Raw genomic sequence first — 18,716 nt, 5'->3', positions numbered from 1 at the left:
GTCCATCAGGAAAGTTACTTACGATTCCCGGCGAAACGCTCCGTCGAGATGGACGAACACGAGGCGATAGACCAGATCGCCCACGAGGCGATGGACGAGATCGTCCACGAGCCGGACCCGGCGGTCGCGGCGGAGACGAACGTCGCCGCGTTCATGCGCGAGTACGGCATCGACGACTACGACGAGCTGATCCGGCGAACCACCTCGTCGGTCGAGGGGGAGCCGGCGTCGGGCGTCGACTGGTTCTGGGACGAGCTGGTCGAGTATCTGGGTATCGAGTTCGACACCGAGTACGAGACGGTTCGAGACGATAGCGAGGGGCCACAGTTCACGGAGTGGTATCCGGGCGGCGAGCTCAACGTCGCACACAACGTCGTCGACCGCCACGCCGCCGTCGACTCGCCGACACGGAACCGTGTCGCGCTGATCTGGGAGGGGGAGCCCGGCGACGTACGGGAGGTGACGTTTCACGAACTGCACCGCGAGAGCAACCGCGTGGCGAACTACCTCGAGTCCGTCGGGGTCGACGCCGGAGATACGGTCGGCCTGTACATGCCGATGGTGCCGGAGGTGGTGTCGATCCTGTACGGCTGTCTGAAGGTCGGCGCGATCGCGGTGCCGATCTTCTCGGGATTCGGCACCGAGGCGACGGCGACCCGGATCGACGACGCGGCGCCGTCCGTGCTGTTCACCGGCGACGGGTTTTATCGTCGAGGAGAGGAACTCCGGCTGAAGGACGATGCCGACGCCGCCATCGAGGCGGCCGGACACGTCGAACGCACGGTCGTGTACGACCGGTTGGGCGCGACGCCCGGAGGGGATGCCGCGGAGCCGGTTCCATGGACCGCCGATCGCGACGCCACGTGGACGGAGGCGGTGCGGACGCAGTCGAGTGAGTACGACACCAAACGACTCCCCTCGGACCAGGAATCGCTGCTGTTGTACTCCTCGGGGACGACCGGGACTCCGAAGGGGATCGTCCACACGCACGCAGGCGTTCTGTTGCAGTGTGCAAAGGAGATCCACTTCGGCTTCGACCAGCAACCCGCCGACCGGTTCTTCTGGGTGTCCGATATCGGCTGGATGATGGGACCGTGGACGTTGATCGGCAATCACGCGTTCGGGGGGACGGTCGTGATGTACGAGGGCGCACCGGACCACCCTACCCCCGACCGCTTCTGGCAGATGATCGACCGCCACGAGATCACGCAGTTCGGCGTCTCTCCCACCGCGATACGCGCGCTGCGCAAACACGGCGACCAGTGGGTAGAGGGCCACGACCTCTCCTCGCTGCGGATCCTCGGCTCGACGGGCGAGCCGTGGGACCCGGAGTCGTGGCGGTGGTTCTACGAGACGGTCGGCGGCGGCGAGTGTCCGATAATCAATATTTCTGGAGGAACGGAGATCTGCGGCTGTTTTTTGATGCCGATGCCGACCCAGCCGCTCAAGCCGTGTACGCTCGGGGGGCCGGGACTTGGCATGGACATCGACATCGTCGACGCCGACGGGAGCTCCGTGCGCGAGTCGGGCGAGCGTGGCTATCTCGTCGCGCGCGACTCCTGTCCGTCGATGACGAAGAGTCTCTGGTCGGGTGATGAGCGCTATCTCGAGGAGTACTGGTCGACGTGGGAGGATCTGTGGGACCACGGCGATTTCGCCCAGAAGGACGCGGACGGGTTCTGGTTCCTGCACGGCCGCGCCGACGACGCGTTGAACGTTGCGGGTCGGAAGGTGGGGCCGGCGGAGATCGAGGGGGTTCTCATCGACCACGACGCGGTGAACCAGGCGGCTGCGGTCGGCGTTCCGGACGACACCACCGGCACGGCCGTCGTCGCGTACGTCGTGTTGGAGCCGGGATCGGAGCCGAGCGACGAGCTCCGCGGGGAGCTCCGCGAGCTGGTCGGCAACGAGCACGGCAAGCCGTTCCGTCCACGGGAGCTGTTGTTCGTCGACGCGTTCCCGAAGACGCAGTCGGGAAAGATCATCCGTCGGGCGATCGAGGCGGTCCATCGCGGCGAGGACCCCGGCGATCTCTCCTCGATGGAGAACCCCGAAGTCCTCGACGAACTCCGGAACGCGCACTGACCGCGTCTCCGATCGAGACCGCGCCGCGAAATCGCGCCACGAAATCGCGACGCGAAATCGCGACGCGATCGGCGCAGGTGTGTGGCCGTCAGAAGGAGCTTTTCAGCTTCTCGAAGAAGCCGCCGCCGACATCGATCTCCTCGCCGCCGGCCTCCGCGAACGCTTCCAGCGCCGCACGCTGTTCCTCGTTGAGGCTCTCCGGGACGACCACGGCGACTTTGACGTACAGGTCACCGCGGCCGCGCCGACGGAGTCGAGGCATTCCCTTCCCTTTCAGCCGGAACGTCTCGCCGCTCTGGGTGCCAGAGGGGACGTCCATCTCCACGGTGCCGTCGACCGTCTCCACCTCGATCGTGTCGCCGAACACGGCCTGCGGGAACGAGACCGCTTCGGTCACGCGGAGGTCGTCGCCGTCCCGCTCGAAACGATCGCCGATGTCGACGTCGACCTCGATCAGCAGGTCGCCGTTCGGGCCGCCGTTCTCGCCGGGTGCGCCCTCACGCTCCATCCGCAGCGTCTGGCCGGACTGAATGCCGGCCGGGATCTCAACGGAGAGCGTCGCCTCCTCACGGACGACGCCGTCGCCGCCACAGTCGGAACACGTCTCGCTGTAGATCTCGCCGTCACCCTCACATCGGGGACACGTCGACGTCTGCTGGACGCGTCCCAGCGGCGTCTGCTGGACCTGTCGAACCTGGCCCTGCCCGTTACACTGCGGACAAGTTCTGGCGTCCGCGCTGGGGGGATGGCCCGCCCCGTCGCAGGTGTCACAGGTCGTCGGCCTGGTGAGCGTCACCTCCTTGGTCGCCCCCTCGAACGCCTCCTCGAGGTCGACCGTGAGACCCGTTCGGAGGTCACGTCCTTGCCGAGGGCGGTCGCCGCGACCACCACCACCACCACCACCGCCGAAGAACTGGTTGAAGATGTCCTCGAAGCCGCCGGCACCGCCACCCATGCCGCCGCCGAACGGACCGCCGGCACCAGCGCCGCCGGGACCGTCGCCGGTCGCACCGCGTTTGTCCGCCTCGGTGAACCGGTCGTGGCCGAGCTGGTCGTACTGGCGACGCTTCTGCTCGTCGGTCAACACCTCCTTCGCCTTCTGGATCTTTTTGAACTTCTCCTCGGCGTTTTCGGCGTCGCTGACGTCGGGATGATACTCGGCGGCCTTCTTGCGATAGGCCCGTTTGATCTCCTCCTCGTCGGCGTCGCGTGAGACGCCGAGAACGTCGTAGAAATCCTCGCTCATGCGTTGGTCGTTGTAGTGGGGTAGTTCGTCCGCTCGGTTAAAAACCCCGTCCGACGGTCACGGACGGTACGTGATCGCGCCTCGGTTCATTGCTGTCCGTCAGTCCCGGGGCAGGGGTCCTCGAACGTCTCGCGTTACGGTCCGCGTTCGCACGCTCATCGCTCCGACCGTGCGCGTCCTCGTCGGTCGTGTTACTCGTCGTCCTCGTCGGTCGTGTTACTCGTCGTCCTCGTCGTCGACGTCCTCGAAGTCGGCGTCGACGTACTCCTCGTCGTCCCCGCCGGTCGCATCGCCGGCTCCCGGGCCGCCGGCTGCACCGCCCATGCCGCCGGGACCGCCGGCGCCGCCCATGCCGCCGGGACCCGCACCGCCGGGACCGCCAGCGCCACCCGGGCCGGCCTGTGCGGCCTGCTCCTGGTACATCTGCTTGCCGATCTCCTGAAGCTGCTCGGTGAGCGCCTCGGTAACCGACTTGATCTCCTCGGTCTCGGCGTCGTCGTCCTCCAGCGTCTCCTCGACGTCCTCGATCGCCGCCTCGATCTCGTCGACGAGGTCGCCGTCGAGGTCGTCCTCGTTCTCCTCGAGCAGAGTCTCGGCGCGCTGGATCGTCGACTCGGCCTCGTTGCGGGCCTCGATGCGCTCACGCCGGGCCTCGTCCTCCTCGGCGTGCTTCTCGGCTTCCTCCTGCATCTGCTCGATCTCCTCGTCGGAGAGCCCGACGCCGCCCTCGATCGTGATCGACTCGGCGTTGCCGGAGCCCTGATCTTCGGCCTCGACGTTGACGATACCGTTCTCGTCGATGTTGAACGACACCTCGATCTGCGGGGTTCCGGCGGGCGCCGGCGGGATCCCCGACAGCTGGAACGCGCCGAGCAGCTCGTTCTCCTCGGCGATCTCGCGTTCGCCCTGGAACACGCGGACGTTGACGGAGGTCTGGTTGTCCGCCGCGGTGGTGAACACCTTCGACTCCTCGGTCGGGATCGTCGTGTTCTTCTCGATGAGTCGCTCGAACAGCCCGCCTTTCACCTCGATGCCGAGCGACAGCGGCGTGACGTCGAGTAGGACGATGTCGTCGACATCGCCCGACAGGACGCCGCCCTGCACGGCCGCGCCGAGCGCGACCGCCTCGTCGGGGTTGACGTTCTTCTTGGGCTCCTGGCCCGCCAGCTCCTCGACTTTCTCCTGAACCTGCGGCATCCGCGTCGAGCCGCCGACGAGGATCACCTCGTCGATGTCGTCGGTCGAGTAGCCGGCGTCGGAGAGCGCCTGCTCCGTCGGGCCGACCGTGCGTTCGAGCAGGTCCGCGGTGAGGCTCTCGAACGTCGCTCGCGTGATCGACTGCTCGAGGTGGACCGGGCCGCTGTCGGTCGCGGTGATGAACGGAAGATTCACCGTCGTCTCCTTTTTGTTCGACAGCTCGATTTTCGCCTCCTCGGCGGCGTCTTTCAGGCGCTGAAGCGCCTGTCGGTCCTCACGGAGATCGATCCCGTGATCGTTTTCGAACTCCTCGGCGATGTGGTCGATGAGCGCCTCGTCCCAGTCGTCGCCGCCGAGGTCGTTATCGCCGTTGGTCGCGACGACCTCGTAAACGCCGCCGCCGAGGTCCAGCACGGACACGTCGAACGTGCCGCCGCCGAGGTCGTACACCAGAACGGTCTGGTCCGACTCGTCGTCGAGGCCGTACGCCATCGACGCCGCGGTCGGCTCGTTGACGATACGCTCGACGTCGAAGCCGGCGATCTCGCCCGCGTCCTTCGTCGCCTGCCGCTGCTTGTCGTTGAAGTAGGCGGGCACCGTGATCACCGCCCTCTCGACGTCGTCGCCGAGATACTCCTCGGCGTCGCGTTTGATCTTCTGGAGGATCATCGCCGAGATCTGCTCCGGCGTGTACTCCTCGTCGTCTATGTCGACCGTGTACTCTTCGCCCATGTGCCGTTTGATCGACTGTACCGTGCGGTCGGGGTTCTGGACCGCCTGGTTTTTCGCCGGCTTCCCGACCAGCCGTTCGCCGTCGTCGGAGAACGCGACGACCGACGGCGTCGTCCGGTCTCCTTCCGCGTTCGCGATGATCTCGGGCTCGTCGCCTTCCATCACGGCGAACGCCGAGTTGGTGGTACCGAGGTCGATACCGAGGATCTTGTTGCTCGCCATCTTGCCAGATCCTATCGGCTTGCGTCGGTTAAAGGTTACTAGATACGGCCGAGAAGCCGTGAGAGCGAACTGCGTGCAGTCTTGCGATTTTCGTCATTGGGAGGGACTCCCGTCCGGAGTATTTATATGGATCCGCAAAGCAAGCGACGAGTCAGCGCTCCGGGCGTCACAGTTAACGAAGCGATCGGGAGTTCTCCGGTCGAAAGGACACCGACGCAGACACCCAAGAGGACACCGACTCAGACGCCCGAGACGAGGTCCTCGAGCGCCGCCTCGGGGTCGTCGGCCTTGGCGACGCCGGAGGCAAGCAGGATGCCGGTCGCGCCGAGTTCGCCGGCGGCGTCGACGTCCGCACCGGTCGAGACGCCGGCTCCACAGAACACGTCGACGTCGGGGTCGACCGCGTCGGCGGCCGCGACCGCGTCCTCGACGATGCCGGGGTCGGCGGTGGAGACGGAGACGTCCCCGCCGATCAGTTCGGGGGGTTCGACCGCGACCGCGTCGGGGCCGAGCGCGGCGGCCGCACCGACCTGCGTCGGGTTGTTCGCACAGACGATCGTCTCGAGGCCGGCGCGCTCGGCGGCGCTGACGGAGCCGTCGATGTCGGCGAGCTTCAGCCGCTTCTCGGAGTGGTTGATAAGCGCCCCCGTCGCACCGTTGTCGGCGACGGCCTCCGCCAGCGTCGAGCCCGTGTGCGAGCCGTGGGCGTTCGGCGAGACGTGCTGGGCCCACGTCTCGACGTCCGTCGCCGCGACGCGCGCGAGGTCGGCCGCCTGCGGTGCGACCGCGATCCGGACGCCGGACGCGTCGGCGACGTCGCGAGCGGCGGTCGCGACTTCGATCGGATCACACGGGTACGCCTTGAGGTTCACCAGGATGAACATACCTCACTACGGGAGCCGAGCGGGCAAATAGCTTCATACTCCGGTCGACCGAGTCGGAGAGACACGGGAAGGGTGCCGACGAACGGGGACGACTCGCGGCGACGAACGGGGACGACTCGCGGCGACGGACGCGTTTCGGGGGTAGTTCCATATGCCTCCGGGGAGTGGTTCGAACAAGGAATGTCGCTCATCGAAATGATCGCCGGGGTGGAGGCGAGCGAAGCCACGTTGACGGTGTTCAACGCGGATCCGGAGGTTCAAGAGTCGCTCAGGGACCACTTCGCCGACCGGAACGTACGGATCGTCGCCGAGGAGACGGCACAGGGCCCAGCGGAGTTCGCCGTGCTCTCGCAGGACGGCGCGTTCGAAACGGCGGTCGCGGTCGACGACCTCCTCCCGTACCGAAGCGACGCGGCGAGCGAGGCTGCGAGCGACGAGGCGTCCGAGGGGGCCCGCCCGTCGGAGCTGCGAACCGGCCGTCCCGTGCTGGACCGGCTGGACGAGACGCTGTTTACCTCCTACTCGAAACCGGAGATGGTTGCGGCCTCCCGCGAGATCGAGGACCGTGCGTGGCGCGTCGGCAACGGCGAACTACACGCCGGGTTCCAGACGCTCGACGTGCTCGCCGGCGAGAGCCAGACGTACGACCAGCTCGCCGGACGGGAGAGTCTCGACGTGTACGCGTACGCCGCGGCCGAGGGTGATCTCCCGAAGGCCGAACACTACACGGTCCGAGTCGAGGAGACGCCGGAGATCAGGGAGACGTGGTTCGTCGCGTACGATGGCGGCGGGTTCGACGATGCCAAATGCGTCCTCCTCGCCGAGGAGCGCGAGCCCGGACGGTTCTACGGGTTCTGGAGCTACGACCCCGACACGGTCGACCGGGTGATCGACTACCTCACGAACCGATACGGCTCCGGCGAGCCCACCGACGAGGACGGAAGCAGAGTGGCGTGAGACCGTCGGCAGGCGGCTCCGTTTTTGCGAGTGCGGTCGCGGTCGTCGTCGCGTTAGTGGTCGTCCTCCCGCCACTCACGTCAGTGGTCGTCCTCCCGCCACTCACGTCAGTGGTCGTCCTCCCGCCACTCACGTCAGTGGTCGTCCTCCCGCCACTCACGTCAGTGGTCGTCCTCCCGCCACTTGTGTTCGCACGCGGTACAGACGAAAAATCGCGTTTCGGACTCGTCGGCCGAGCGGATCTGTTGCATGTACCAGTACGCCTCGTCGTTGCCACACTCGGGACAGTGCGCGGTCGTTTTCGGGAGTCCCTTATCTTCGGCGTCGCTCACGTCGACGATCTCCGACTCCTCCTGTGACTCCGTGAGCCAGGCGTCCGCCTCGTCGTCATCGCGCCCGGTCTCGTACCCACAGGAGTCGCACACCCAGTGGTCTTCGCCCTCGCCGGATTTCATCATCGAACCGCATTCGTCGCAAAACTTCATGGCGGAACCTACCGCGGATCGTATTTAAGCGGCGGGATCCGGTCGCCGACCAAACCGCCGCACGCACTCCCCAGACGGTCACGCGTTGCCGCCGCGTCACGCGTTGCCGCCGCGTCACGCGTTGCCGTCCGACTGTCCGGGCTCACCGACGGCCGCCACGGGGATGACGTTCTGCAGGGCGACGTACAGATCCGCGGCGCTCTCGAACCGCTCCTGGTCGACTCCTGCGATCAGCTCTCCGAGATCGTCCTCGCCGTCCGCGTACAGCACTCGCGTGTCCGTGTACGCAGCCACAAGGTCGGACTGCGACGCCCGCGAACCGAGATGGACGGCCACCGATTTGCTGTTGAGACAGCCGCGCGCTCCGGCGGCACACCGGGCACGGACCACACGGCAGCGGTCTCACTCGATCAGAAACGTCGGCTCGTCGATCCGCTCGCTTCGACAGTCGGGACACCGTGACGGGTAGTTGATCGGGTCGTCGAAGCCGTCGAACCCACAGTCGCGGCACGCAGGCGGGGCGACGAGGAACGTCTCGTCCTCGCCGACCGACCGGGAGACGTGTTCGAGATGATCGTACACGACGTGGGTCGGCAGCGACAGCGCCTCCCCGAGTTGGCTTGCGGTCGCCGCATCCGTCCGAAGACGGTCCGCAATGCGCTGGCGGGTCGTCGGTTCCATACCGTCGTCTCGGGCGGCACGGATAAAACGGCGACGGCTACGATATCGAAGGAACGACTCCACCGACGGAACGAGGAGTCGTCACGGGCACAAGAAGTATAGTGCAGGCGGGCGGGGGTACACCCATGAAGGCAGTAGTCCTTGCCGGTGGATACGCGACGCGACTCTGGCCGATCACGAAGCACCGACCGAAGATGTTCCTGCCGGTCGGAGAGAACACGGTCATCGACGAGATCTTCGCCGATCTGGAGGCGGACGACCGCGTCGATGAGGTGTTCGTCTCGACCAACGAGAAGTTCGAGGAGTCGTTCGAGGCGTACCTCGCCGACAGCCCGTTCGAGAAGCCGACGCTGTCGATCGAGGAGACCGTCGAGGAGGACGAGAAGTTCGGCGTCGTCGGCGCGCTCGCCCAGCTCGTCGACCGCGAGGAAGTCGACGACGACCTGATCGTCGTCGCCGGCGACAACATGATCAGCTTCGATCTCGGGGAGTTCGCCGACTTCTTCGAGCGGAAGGGGACACCGGCGCTTGCCGCCTACGACGTCGGCTCCAGGGAGCGCGCGAAGTCGTACGGGCTCGTCCAGCTCGACGGCGACCAGGTGATCGACTTTCAGGAGAAACCCGACGACCCGAAGAGCACGCTCGTCTCCATCGCCTGTTACGCGTTCCCGGCCGAGACGCTGCCCGACCTGTCGACGTATCTGGACGAGGGTGAAAACCCCGACGAGCCGGGCTGGTTCATCCAGTGGCTCCAGGCGAAGCAGGCGGTCCACGCGTTCACGTTCGACGGCGCATGGTTCGACATCGGCACGCCGGCGAGCTATCTCGACGCCGTCGAGTACGCGTTAGACGGCGGCACGCTCGTCGACGACGACGCGACCGTCGAGAACGCCGAACTCGGCGATGTCGTCCACGTAATGGCGGGTGCGGAAGTGACCGACACGACGCTCGACCGCTCCGTCGTCTTCCCGAACGCGACGATCACCGACAGCGAACTCCGAACCACCATCGTCGACCAGGAGGCGACGCTCGAAGGAGTCGATCTCGCCGGGTCGCTGATCGGCGAACACACGAGCATCACCGACGGCGACTCGTTCTAGCCGGCGGCTTGCGAGTGTCACCGGTCGTACTCCGCCCACACGAGCAAGGCGGGTGGAAGCGCCACGATCGCCATCACATACGAGTACACGACGCTCGTCGCCAACAACAGGCCAAAGTCGCCGAGTACCTGCGAGATGGACAGCATCAGCGCGCCGGTGCCAAGCGCCGTCGTCAGCATACTTCCGGTCAGCGCCCCGCCAGTCCCGGTGAGCGTCGTCCGCAGAGCCGCCGTCGGCTCCACGGCATCACCGTACTCGTCGATGAAGCGGTGCGTAATATGGACCGAGTAGGCAACGCCGACACCGATCGTAATCGAAAGCAGCGATCCCGTCAGGGCATTCAACGGAAGCCCCGCAGCCCGCATCGTCGCGACAAGCAGCGCCACTGTCACGATGATCGGAAAGAGATTCACAAGCCCCAACAGGGGACGCCCCTCGACGACACCATAGACAACAACTAAAAACATCGAGGTGGCGAGGATCGCAATGACCAGGCTCTGAATCGCGGACTCGAACAGCACGTCCGTCACCGCCTGAAATACGATCACTTGACCGGTTGGCGTCGCATCGTACCGGAACGTCTCTGCGAAATCGCGTGCGTCCTCGCGCACCAGTTCGGGGTCCGCATCACCTTCGACGCTGTACTCGATCTGGACGGCGCGCCGATCCTCGGTGATGTACCGTTCCGCACCGGATCCGGCGGCGGCAAACAGCTCGGCATATATCCGGTTCAAGTTCCGATCGGGTACGCCCGTGCCACGTCGATCGTTGCGCTCAACGAGAGCGCCGAACGCCGGATCGACGCTTGCCTGTCGCTCGATAACCGTCACGATACTGTCCCGGTCGGCCGCCCCGTCGACGGTGACAAACGTGTCAGGAGGGTTTTGATTCGTTCGGCGGAGCGACTCAAGCGCGTGCGCTTCGCTGAAGGGCCCCTCGACGTATATCGTTACGGAATCGTCCTGGGTCGCCTCGAAGTTCTCCTCGAGGAAGCTAATACGTTGGCTCACCCGGTACTCTCCGGGAGCAAACGGCTCCGGAAGCTCGGTCACGTACGCCGGCAGTTCTTCGGGTGGAAGGAAGTCGTCCGTATCGAACGTCTGATCGACGCCCTGACCGTAGGCGGCCGCCCCGACCCCGACCAGCACGAACAGCACGACGAGGATGACCGGTGCGACTCGGGCAACGCTGACGCTCCCCGAGAGGAGTCGTCCCAACGGCGATCCCTCGCTGGCGATCGGTTTGGTGCCGAATCGAGGGATACCGATCCGGTCGCGGGAGGTGTCGATAGCGATCTTTGCAGCGGGCAGAAACACGCCGAATAGAATAAACGTGAAAACGATGCCGATAGCGGCGACGATACCGAAGTTCCGCGTCGGAGTGAGCGGGCTGATGATGTTTGCCCCGAACCCGAACGCGGTGGTCGCCGCAACGATGAAAAACGCGACGACGAGCTGATCGGAGCCTCGGCGCATCGCGGGTAACGGTTCGTATCCCTGCTGTCGCTCCTCTCGGTAACGATTTACGGCGTGAATACCGAAATCGACCCCAACGGCCAGCAGGATGATCGGCACCGAGATCATCTGCTGGTTGAACGGTATCCCGGCGTACCCCATGAACCCGAACGTCCAGATCAGCGTGATAACCAGCGCCACCAGTCCCAACAGGAGATCGAACGGGTCCCGATACGCGACCATCAGGAACAGCAGTATCATACCGACAACGACCGGGACGACGATCGTCAGGGAGTCACCGATCACCTGACCGGATTCAGCACTCAGAATGCCGCCGCCGAAGATGCGCAGATCCCCGTCGGTGTCCTCGGCGATCGTTTCCAGTTCGAGTTGGATCGCTTCGAGCGTCTCTCCGTCAGAACCATCGGGGATGTCGTGAGAAATGACGGTTATTGATGCCGTTGCAGACGGGTCCGTCGGATTGAACCCATCGGAAAGCGTTTGTGAGAACTGTGGCTGGTCACTCACGTCACGGATCGCTTGACGAACCTCGGTGGGTGTGGCCCGCTCCACGGCCCGGCGCTGTTCGCTGGGCGTCTGAGCCGTCGGGTCAAGCTCCGAAGCGACGACCTGGGCGGGACCGACAGCGTCTTCGACACGCAGGTGACTCCGCTGCTCGGCGAACTCGACGAACCGAAGAACACGAAGGAACTCCTCGCGGGTGAGGACGTTTCCGCCGACGTGGATGACCTGTGTCGTATCGGCCTGCTGAGTGGCAAACGGGTCCCCGAACTCCTCGTTGATGGCTTCAAACGCTTCCTGTTCGGGAACGTCCTCAGCAAATCCTTCAGTCTCGTCCTCTTCAGTAGTGATCTGGGGGATCCCACCCGCGAAAACGGCCGTCAGAAGAAGCACCGCGACGACGATCGCGACCGGCCGATCGAGAACAACGGTGTTCGCCCTGTTAATATACTGATTAACGTCGATGCGATCGCTCGATATCATGCGTCGGGTGCTTCCGTATCGATCCGGCGTTCATCCGCGAGCGTCCGTGAACTCGGACGCCGCCTCCCGAACCGTCTCGACTTCCGAATCGGAGTAGGCGATGAATCTGACGTCGGAGAGGTGTTCTGGCTCGAACTCGTCGATCTCCGCGGCGATTATCCGTGCGCCCTCCGCGAGGTCGAAGCCGGCGACGCCGCAGCCGAGCGCGGGGATCACGAGTGACTCACAGCCCCGATCGTCGGCCGCCTCGAGTGCGTTCCGCGTGGCGGCCCGGATGCTCTCGGCGGTCGCCCGTCCGTCACCGTCGTGGGGCATCGCCGCGGCGTGGACGACGACGTCGGCGTCGAGCTCGAACGCGTCGGTCACCGCGATCTCGCCGAGCTCGACCGGTCCCTTCTCCATCGCCGCCTCGTTGATCGGCCCGCCAGCGCCGCGACGAAGCGCACCGGCGACTCCGGACCCCATCCGCAGGCTCGTGCCGGCGGCGTTCACCAGCGCGTCAGCGGACTGTGCTGCGATATCTCCCTGTACGACGCTGAACTGCATACACGGCCGTACGAGCGCATTTATCAAATCCTTTGGGTAGTATAAGCAGCAGTTTTGAGGGCTGATGGTTTGAGAGCCGGATCGTTTGGGGGCTGGACGTGTCGACGACGCGAACGGCACTCACTCGGGAGTGTCCCCGACGTCGGCGTGTGTGTGGTGATAGCAGTCGAGGTGTGCGTCACCGTCGTCGTCTGAATCCTCGTCTCGATCCACGTCATCGTCCGAATTTTCGTTTCCATCCACGCCAACCGGATGAAAACACACTCGTGCGTACCGATCGTTCTCGCGGAGGGCGACGACGAACCCGCCGGCGTGACGCGAAACTGATTCGTAGATGTCACCGCAAGCGGGACACCGATCCGGCGGGTCGGCGGGCACGTCCACGGCGGTCACTCCGAGAGGTTCGGCGGAGCGGTCCGTCGGGGTTCCGGCACCGTAGACGGGCCGCCAGCGTCCGAGTCGGGGACGACGGCGAGATCACCGCGAGCAGCGGTCCCCTCCGCGGGGCGCTCCGAACCGGCGAGCACCGTCGCGCCGCCGCAAAGAAGCGGCGCGAGGAGACCGGCGACGACCGAGCCCGGATCGGAAAACGTCGTCCGGACGACGACCCGTGAGGACGCGTCGAGACCGAACGTCTCGCCGACCCCGCGAGCGGCGTCGAGCGCATCGCCGTGGCTGACGGTTGCGTCGCCGCACACGAGGACGGCGTCCGCCGGGTCGACATCGGACGGCGGAGTGCCGGGATTTTCGCTCCACAGCTGCGCCTCCCAGTGGGTCGTTTCGGGTCGGGTCGGCTTCCCGCCGAAGACGGCGAGGTTCGTCCCGGGCGAGGGGTCGGCGTCAGCCTCGTCGGCGACGGCCGTCAGTACGACCCGATCGCCGGCGCGCAGTCCCGGACCGGGATCGAACCGGACGCGGGCACCGAGCCGCGCCGCGCCGAGGAATGCGAGCGCGGTGTGGAACTCGGGCTCCGGCGCGACCGCTACCGTCGCCCCCTCGCGTGCGCCGAGATGGCGGAGCACGTTCGCCGCCTTGTACGCGTTCGTTATCACGTCGCGGTAGCTTCGCTCGCTGTCGTTCCGAGTGACGAGCGCGGGGTTGCGACTGCGACGCTCGCGTGCCAACAGGTCGCCGACGACATCCATGCGTGACGCTCGGGGCGACCACGAGTTAAAAACCTCGGCCGGCGTCGGGAGCGAAGCCACGTCTCGGCGCGAACGGGCGCACCGATTATTTCAGTCGCTCCTGGAGGAACGAGGGGTGTGCGGCAGTGACGCCGTCGATCGTCAGCAGCTTCTCGGAGATGACGTCACCGAGCTCGTCGCCGTCGCCGGCGCGCACCTCCGCCATCAGCATGTGATCGCCCGAGGAGGTGTACAACGCCTCGATCTCCGGCAGGTCCTTGAGCGCACGAGTTGCCTCGACGTACTGTCCGGAGTCGACGTCCATCCCCACCAGCGCGATCGACTGCGAAGAGAGCTTCTTGGGATCGACCTCGGCGGTGTATCCGACGATGACGCCCTCGTCCTCGAGCTGATTGATGTACTTTCGAACCGTGGGCTTCGAGACATCGGCCCGGTCGGCGATCTCAGCACAGGACGCCTGCGCATCCTCCTCTAACACCGACAGGATCCGTTCCGCCGTCGATACGGTACTCATACGTAGCTGTTTGTCGCCACAGAAAAAATACCTTGCGAAGACACAAAGGCGGTTCCGAGACCCGGATCAGGCGTGTTTGTCCAGGAACGTATCGTACGAGCGCTCCCACTCGTACTCGTCGTCCCAGTAGCGCTCCGCGAGCGGCTCCTCGGGCATCTCGCCGATGGCACGCTTCTCCTGGCCGTAGGAGGGACGGTCCTCGTCGACGTAGTAGCGACCGGTGAGCACCTCACCCTCGTGGATCGCCTCCTCGGTCTGCCGCATCATCTCGGCGGCCTCGACGCGGTCCGTCGGATCGAACTCGTAGTCGTCCGACTCGTTGACGTCGATGTACGGGACGTACTGCCGGGCGTCCTTGTTCCAGGTCGGACACTGCGTGAGGAAGTCGACGTGCGCGAACCCGTCGTGTTCGATCGCCTCGATGAGGATCTCCTTCGCCTGATTCGGGTTCACCGCGGCCGTGCGAGCGACGTACGACGCGCCGGCGTTGAGCGCCATCGAGAGGGGCTTCAGCGGCTCCTTCGCGCTACCTGCGGGCTGCGTCTTCGATTTGTGACCCTTCGGACTCGTTGGCGATGTCTGTCCCTTCGTGAGCCCGAAGATCTCGTTGTTGAAGACGATGTACGTCATATCGTGATTCTCGCGGGCGGTGTGGATGAAGTGGTTCCCGCCGATCCCGTAGCCGTCGCCATCGCCGCCGGCGGCGATCACTTCCAGATCGGGGTTCGCGAGCTTCGCCGCGCGAGCCACGGGCAGCGACCGCCCGTGGATCGTGTGGAAGCCGTACGTGTCGAGGTAGCTGTTCAGCTTTCCGGAACAGCCGATCCCCGTACACAGAAGCGTCTCGTCCGGAGAGCGGCCGACCTCCGGAAGCGCCTGTTTCAACGCCTTCAGAACGCTGAAGTCACCACAGCCCGGACACCACGTCGGCTGCGGCTCGACGCCGGGCGTGTACTCGTCTCCGTCTAGCTCCCGTTCCTCGTTGATCGCTGAGAATGCACTCATTGTTAATCACCTGCGGCTTTGACGAACGTCGTCTGTTCGTCGGGAACGTCGGGCTCGCCCTCAACGATGACGGCCTCGAAGCCGTCGACGATCTCGGCGGGCTCGAACGGATTCCCGTTGTACTTCAGCAGACTCGACAGCTTCTCCCCGTACTGACCGAGGTTCTTCTGGACGAGTCCACGGAACTGTGCGGAGGCGGTCATCTCGACGACGAGAACCTCGTCGACGCCGCGGATGAACTCCTCGACCTCCTCGGCCGCGAACGGCAGCATCTCCGAGACGCCGAGCGACTGCACGGAGTGGCCCGCGTCGTTGAGGCGGTCGACCGCCTCCTCGACGGTGCCCTGCTGGCTGCCGAACGTCAGGATACCGTAGTCCGCGTCGTCGGGACCGCGGTAGGAAGCCGTCTCCTCCGAGTCGAGGTCCGCGCGGATCGCGTCGAGCTTCTCCAGCCGACGGTCGACCTGCGCGCGACGGTTGTCCTCGTCCTCGCAGATGTGGCCGGTCGGGTCGTGCTCGTTACCCGTCGCAAGGTAGCGGCCGCCCGTCTGGCCGGGCAGCGAACGCGGCGGGACGCCGTCCTCGACGTCGTGCTGGAAGCGGTGAAACTTGCCGTCTTCGGAGTGGGGCTCCTCGGCGAGCTCCGCCTCCGACAGCGTGTTTCCGAGCGTCGGGTTCGGCTCGCGGTCGAAGTGGCTTTTCGGGACGTTCATCAACTCGCCGCCGAGCTTCTGGTCGTACAGCAGGATCGTCGGGATCTGGTACTCGTAGGCGAGCCGGAACGCGAGCCGCGACTGCTCGTACGCCTCCTCGACGGTCCCGGGCGCGAGCACGACGCGCTGGGAGTCTCCCTGGGACGTGTAGAGGACGTGTTCGAGGTCTGACTGCTCCGGTTTGGTCGGCAGGCCGGTCGACGGTCCCGCACGCATCGCCTCGACGAGGACGACCGGCGTCTCGGTCATCTCCGCGAGACCGAGCGGCTCGGACATCAGCGCGAAGCCGCCGCCCGAGGAGCCGGACATCGCCTTCACGCCGGCGTGGGAAGCACCGACCGCGAGCGCGGCCGCAGCGATCTCGTCTTCGACCTGCTCGGAGATCCCGTCCAGCTTCGTGAGGTGTTTCGTCATGAGGGTGAACACCTCGGTCCACGGCGTCATGGGATAGCCGGCGATGAACCGGCACCCCTCGTCGACCGCGCCGTAGGAGATGGCGTCCGAGCCGGACATCAACAGCTGTTGCTCGTCGTGTTCGCCGGTCGGGACGGAGACGTCCGGTTCGTCGACGTCGTACTCCTCGCGGACCATGTCGTAAGCGGTCTGGAGGATCTCGAGGTTCGGATCGAGGATCTTCTCCGGCATCGCGTCGCGCATGAGCTCCTGGACGTTGTCGAGCTCCATGCCGATCAGCGCGCAGGTCGCGCCGATGCCGGCCGTGTTCCGCATGACCTCGCGGCCCTGCTCGCGGGCGAGTCCGCGAAGGTCGAGCGGATACACGTGCCAGTCGTTCTCCTCGGCACGCTCCTCGAAGTTCGGGATCTCGGAGGCGTCGAGCAGCCCCGAGTCGTACACGATGACGCCGCCCTCGCGGAGCTCGTCGAGGTTCTCCGAGAGCGGTTTGATCTCCTCGTTCCCGTATACGGCCTCCTCGGACGGGTTTCGGGCGAACGAGTCGCCGAGCGCCAAGAGGAAGTTGAAGCCGTCACCACGGGACGTCACCGGGTCCGAGTCCGCGCGAATCTCCGTGTACGTGTGGCCGCCACGGATTCGCGACGGATAGTGCCGATGCGTGAACACGTTCAACCCCGATCGCATCAGGGCTTTTGCGAAGTTCTGGCTGGTGGAAGCGATCCCGTCACCGGATCCTCCCGAGATCCGCCAGATGAGTTCTTCGTCAGTCATAGTATGGGTCTGGGCCTTCCTCAGGCCTAGTAGATGAAAGTTACGTCGGTCGCCTCTTAGGGTTTGCTATGGATTCGCAAGGATCGATGATGAACGATACGGCGACGGCGAGGCGTTCGAACCCGGCGGCAGCCCTGCGTCTGCCCCGCCAGCGGGACGTTCTGCCGTCGCCGTGGCGTGCATCCCGCTCCGGTGGTCGGGCGGTCGCGCTCCGGTGGTCGGGCGGTCGCGCTCGGCGGCCGACCGCGCCTTTTTAGCCACCGGCCCGCCGAGCGGCGATATGCTCACGTTCATCGGACTCGGGCTGTACGACGAGCGGTCGATAACCGTCGAGGGACGGGACGCCGTCCGGGCGGCCGACCGCGTCTTCGCGGAGTTTTATACGAGTCGACTGGTCGGTGCGGACGTCGAGGATCTGGAGACGTACCACGGCGTCGATATCGAGGTGCGGCCTCGGGAGGGCGTCGAGCAGGATCCGGAGCCGATCCTCGCGGCCGCGGAGGCCGGCGACGCCGCATTTCTCACCGCGGGTGATACGATGATCTCGACGACCCACACCGATCTCCGGCTCCGTGCCGAGGAGCGCGGCATCGACACCCGCGTGATCCACGGCGTCACCGCTCAGTCGGCCGCCTCGAGTCTCACGGGTCTCCAGAACTACCGGTTCGGGAAGGCGGTCACGCTCCCGTTTCCGTACGCACACGGCGGTGACGACGTTCCCGCAAGCGTGCGCGAGACGATCGACGCGAACCGTGAACGCGGCCTCCACACCGTCGTCTACCTCGACATCAAGGTCGGCACCGGTCCGTCGGGTCCGGATCCCGACCACGAGGAGTACATGACCGCCGACCGTGCCGCCGCGCTGCTCGCCGAGGGGTGGCGCGACGCGCTCGCGGTCGCCGTCGCACGCGCGGGGTCGCCGGACGCGGTCGTCGCCGCCGACCGACTCTCGGCGCTCGCGACCCGCGAGTTCGGCGACCCGCTCCATCTGCTCGTGATCCCCGGCGAGTTGCATCACGTCGAGGCCGACGCACTCGCGGGTATCGCCGACGCGCCAGCGGAGCTACTGTAGCTCTCGATCCCCATCACCGACCACGTCGAGGGCGTCGCAGTCGAGCGATCCGCTACCCGTCCATTCATATACGTGTAGAGTGTGATCAAGAATCATGTCAGACGTACCCATTGATCGGATCATGTCCACGGAGCTGGTGACAGTCGACGACGACGCCGTCGTGGCGACGGCGGCACAGCGGATGCTCGCTGAGGGGGTCGGGTCCGTGCTCGTCGTCAACGAGGCGGATCGGCTGCGAGGGTTTTTGACCGCGACTGATTTCGTCCGACTCGTCTACGAGAACGACCCGGAGGACGAGACGCCGATCGGGGAGTGTATGACGACCGACGTGTTGACCGCGAGCCCGGACGACACCGCCGAGGATCTCGAGACGCTGATCACCTCCGGATACACCCATTTTCCCGTGACCGACGACGACGGCAAGGTTGTCGGCGTGGTGTCGACGACGGATCTGACCGAACACGTCGCCACAGCGTGACCGCGTGTGC

General features: G+C 65.7%; 18 protein-coding genes. 5 read left to right on the top strand and 13 right to left on the bottom strand.

Annotated features, from left to right (window positions below):
• Positions 1-48 precede the first annotated feature (48 nt).
• Positions 49-2,085, top strand: a complete 2,037-nt coding sequence (locus ACYQ0R_RS01295) for an AMP-binding protein (RefSeq protein WP_459820531.1) — start codon at positions 49-51, stop codon at positions 2,083-2,085.
• A gap of 88 nt (positions 2,086-2,173) precedes the next feature.
• Here the strand turns inward: ACYQ0R_RS01295 and dnaJ are convergent, their stop codons facing one another.
• The 3 genes from dnaJ to tpiA form a co-directional block, all read right to left on the bottom strand.
• Entirely contained in the window at positions 2,174-3,331 is a 1,158-nt protein-coding gene (gene dnaJ / locus ACYQ0R_RS01290) for a molecular chaperone DnaJ (RefSeq protein WP_459820530.1), read from the bottom strand.
• Between the two features lie 216 nt (positions 3,332-3,547).
• Complete coding sequence (dnaK, locus tag ACYQ0R_RS01285; RefSeq protein ID WP_459820529.1) at positions 3,548-5,482, bottom strand: molecular chaperone DnaK; 1,935 nt, start codon at positions 5,480-5,482, stop codon at positions 3,548-3,550.
• A 239-nt stretch (positions 5,483-5,721) separates the two neighbouring features.
• Positions 5,722-6,366: a triose-phosphate isomerase gene (gene tpiA, locus ACYQ0R_RS01280; RefSeq protein WP_459820527.1), complete on the bottom strand. Its 645-nt coding sequence runs from the start codon at positions 6,364-6,366 to the stop codon at positions 5,722-5,724.
• A 180-nt stretch (positions 6,367-6,546) separates the two neighbouring features.
• Between tpiA and ACYQ0R_RS01275 the strand changes: the two genes are divergently transcribed.
• Positions 6,547-7,323: a DICT sensory domain-containing protein gene (locus tag ACYQ0R_RS01275; protein WP_459820526.1), complete on the top strand. Its 777-nt coding sequence runs from the start codon at positions 6,547-6,549 to the stop codon at positions 7,321-7,323.
• A gap of 161 nt (positions 7,324-7,484) precedes the next feature.
• Here ACYQ0R_RS01275 and ACYQ0R_RS01270 read toward each other — a convergent pair whose 3' ends face one another.
• The 3 genes from ACYQ0R_RS01270 to ACYQ0R_RS01260 form a co-directional block, all read right to left on the bottom strand.
• Positions 7,485-7,808, bottom strand: coding sequence for a transcription factor S (locus ACYQ0R_RS01270; RefSeq protein WP_459820525.1), 324 nt, complete (start codon positions 7,806-7,808; stop codon positions 7,485-7,487).
• Between the two features lie 114 nt (positions 7,809-7,922).
• Positions 7,923-8,144, bottom strand: a complete 222-nt coding sequence (locus tag ACYQ0R_RS01265) for a DUF5789 family protein (RefSeq protein WP_459825629.1) — start codon at positions 8,142-8,144, stop codon at positions 7,923-7,925.
• 66 nt (positions 8,145-8,210) lie between these two features.
• A complete protein-coding gene (locus tag ACYQ0R_RS01260; RefSeq protein WP_459820524.1) occupies positions 8,211-8,489 on the bottom strand; it encodes a transcriptional regulator in 279 nt (92 codons plus the stop codon).
• A 125-nt stretch (positions 8,490-8,614) separates the two neighbouring features.
• Here ACYQ0R_RS01260 and ACYQ0R_RS01255 point away from each other — a divergent pair, with 125 nt between their 5' ends.
• Positions 8,615-9,589: a nucleotidyltransferase family protein gene (locus tag ACYQ0R_RS01255; protein WP_459820523.1), complete on the top strand. Its 975-nt coding sequence runs from the start codon at positions 8,615-8,617 to the stop codon at positions 9,587-9,589.
• Positions 9,590-9,606: 17 nt separating this feature from the next.
• Here ACYQ0R_RS01255 and ACYQ0R_RS01250 read toward each other — a convergent pair whose 3' ends face one another.
• The 7 genes from ACYQ0R_RS01250 to ACYQ0R_RS01220 all read right to left on the bottom strand — a co-directional run bounded on the left by ACYQ0R_RS01250 (position 9,607) and on the right by ACYQ0R_RS01220 (position 17,156).
• Entirely contained in the window at positions 9,607-12,048 is a 2,442-nt protein-coding gene (locus ACYQ0R_RS01250; protein WP_459820522.1) for an efflux RND transporter permease subunit, read from the bottom strand.
• Between the two features lie 30 nt (positions 12,049-12,078).
• Entirely contained in the window at positions 12,079-12,594 is a 516-nt protein-coding gene (locus ACYQ0R_RS01245) for a macro domain-containing protein (protein ID WP_459820521.1), read from the bottom strand.
• Positions 12,595-12,714: 120 nt separating this feature from the next.
• Entirely contained in the window at positions 12,715-12,978 is a 264-nt protein-coding gene (locus ACYQ0R_RS01240) for a DUF8145 family protein (RefSeq protein ID WP_459820520.1), read from the bottom strand.
• 5 nt (positions 12,979-12,983) lie between these two features.
• Complete coding sequence (locus ACYQ0R_RS01235) at positions 12,984-13,739, bottom strand: hypothetical protein (protein ID WP_459820519.1); 756 nt, start codon at positions 13,737-13,739, stop codon at positions 12,984-12,986.
• A gap of 85 nt (positions 13,740-13,824) precedes the next feature.
• Positions 13,825-14,253 carry an HTH-type transcriptional regulator LrpA1 gene (gene lrpA1 / locus ACYQ0R_RS01230; RefSeq protein ID WP_459820518.1) on the bottom strand — a complete coding sequence of 143 codons (429 nt, stop codon included), beginning with the start codon at positions 14,251-14,253 and terminating at the stop codon, positions 13,825-13,827.
• Between the two features lie 66 nt (positions 14,254-14,319).
• A complete protein-coding gene (locus tag ACYQ0R_RS01225; protein WP_459820517.1) occupies positions 14,320-15,258 on the bottom strand; it encodes a thiamine pyrophosphate-dependent enzyme in 939 nt (312 codons plus the stop codon).
• A gap of 2 nt (positions 15,259-15,260) precedes the next feature.
• Complete coding sequence (locus tag ACYQ0R_RS01220; RefSeq protein WP_459820516.1) at positions 15,261-17,156, bottom strand: 2-oxoacid:acceptor oxidoreductase subunit alpha; 1,896 nt, start codon at positions 17,154-17,156, stop codon at positions 15,261-15,263.
• Positions 17,157-17,436: 280 nt separating this feature from the next.
• Here ACYQ0R_RS01220 and dph5 point away from each other — a divergent pair, with 280 nt between their 5' ends.
• Positions 17,437-18,228: a diphthine synthase gene (dph5, locus tag ACYQ0R_RS01215; RefSeq protein ID WP_459820515.1), complete on the top strand. Its 792-nt coding sequence runs from the start codon at positions 17,437-17,439 to the stop codon at positions 18,226-18,228.
• 94 nt (positions 18,229-18,322) lie between these two features.
• Positions 18,323-18,706: a CBS domain-containing protein gene (locus ACYQ0R_RS01210; protein ID WP_459820514.1), complete on the top strand. Its 384-nt coding sequence runs from the start codon at positions 18,323-18,325 to the stop codon at positions 18,704-18,706.
• Positions 18,707-18,716 lie beyond the last annotated feature (10 nt).

It is taken from the genome of Halorubrum luteum (genome assembly GCF_054652935.1).
Note: the sequence above shows the minus strand (reverse complement) of the source record. Positions and strands in the feature narration are given on the sequence as shown.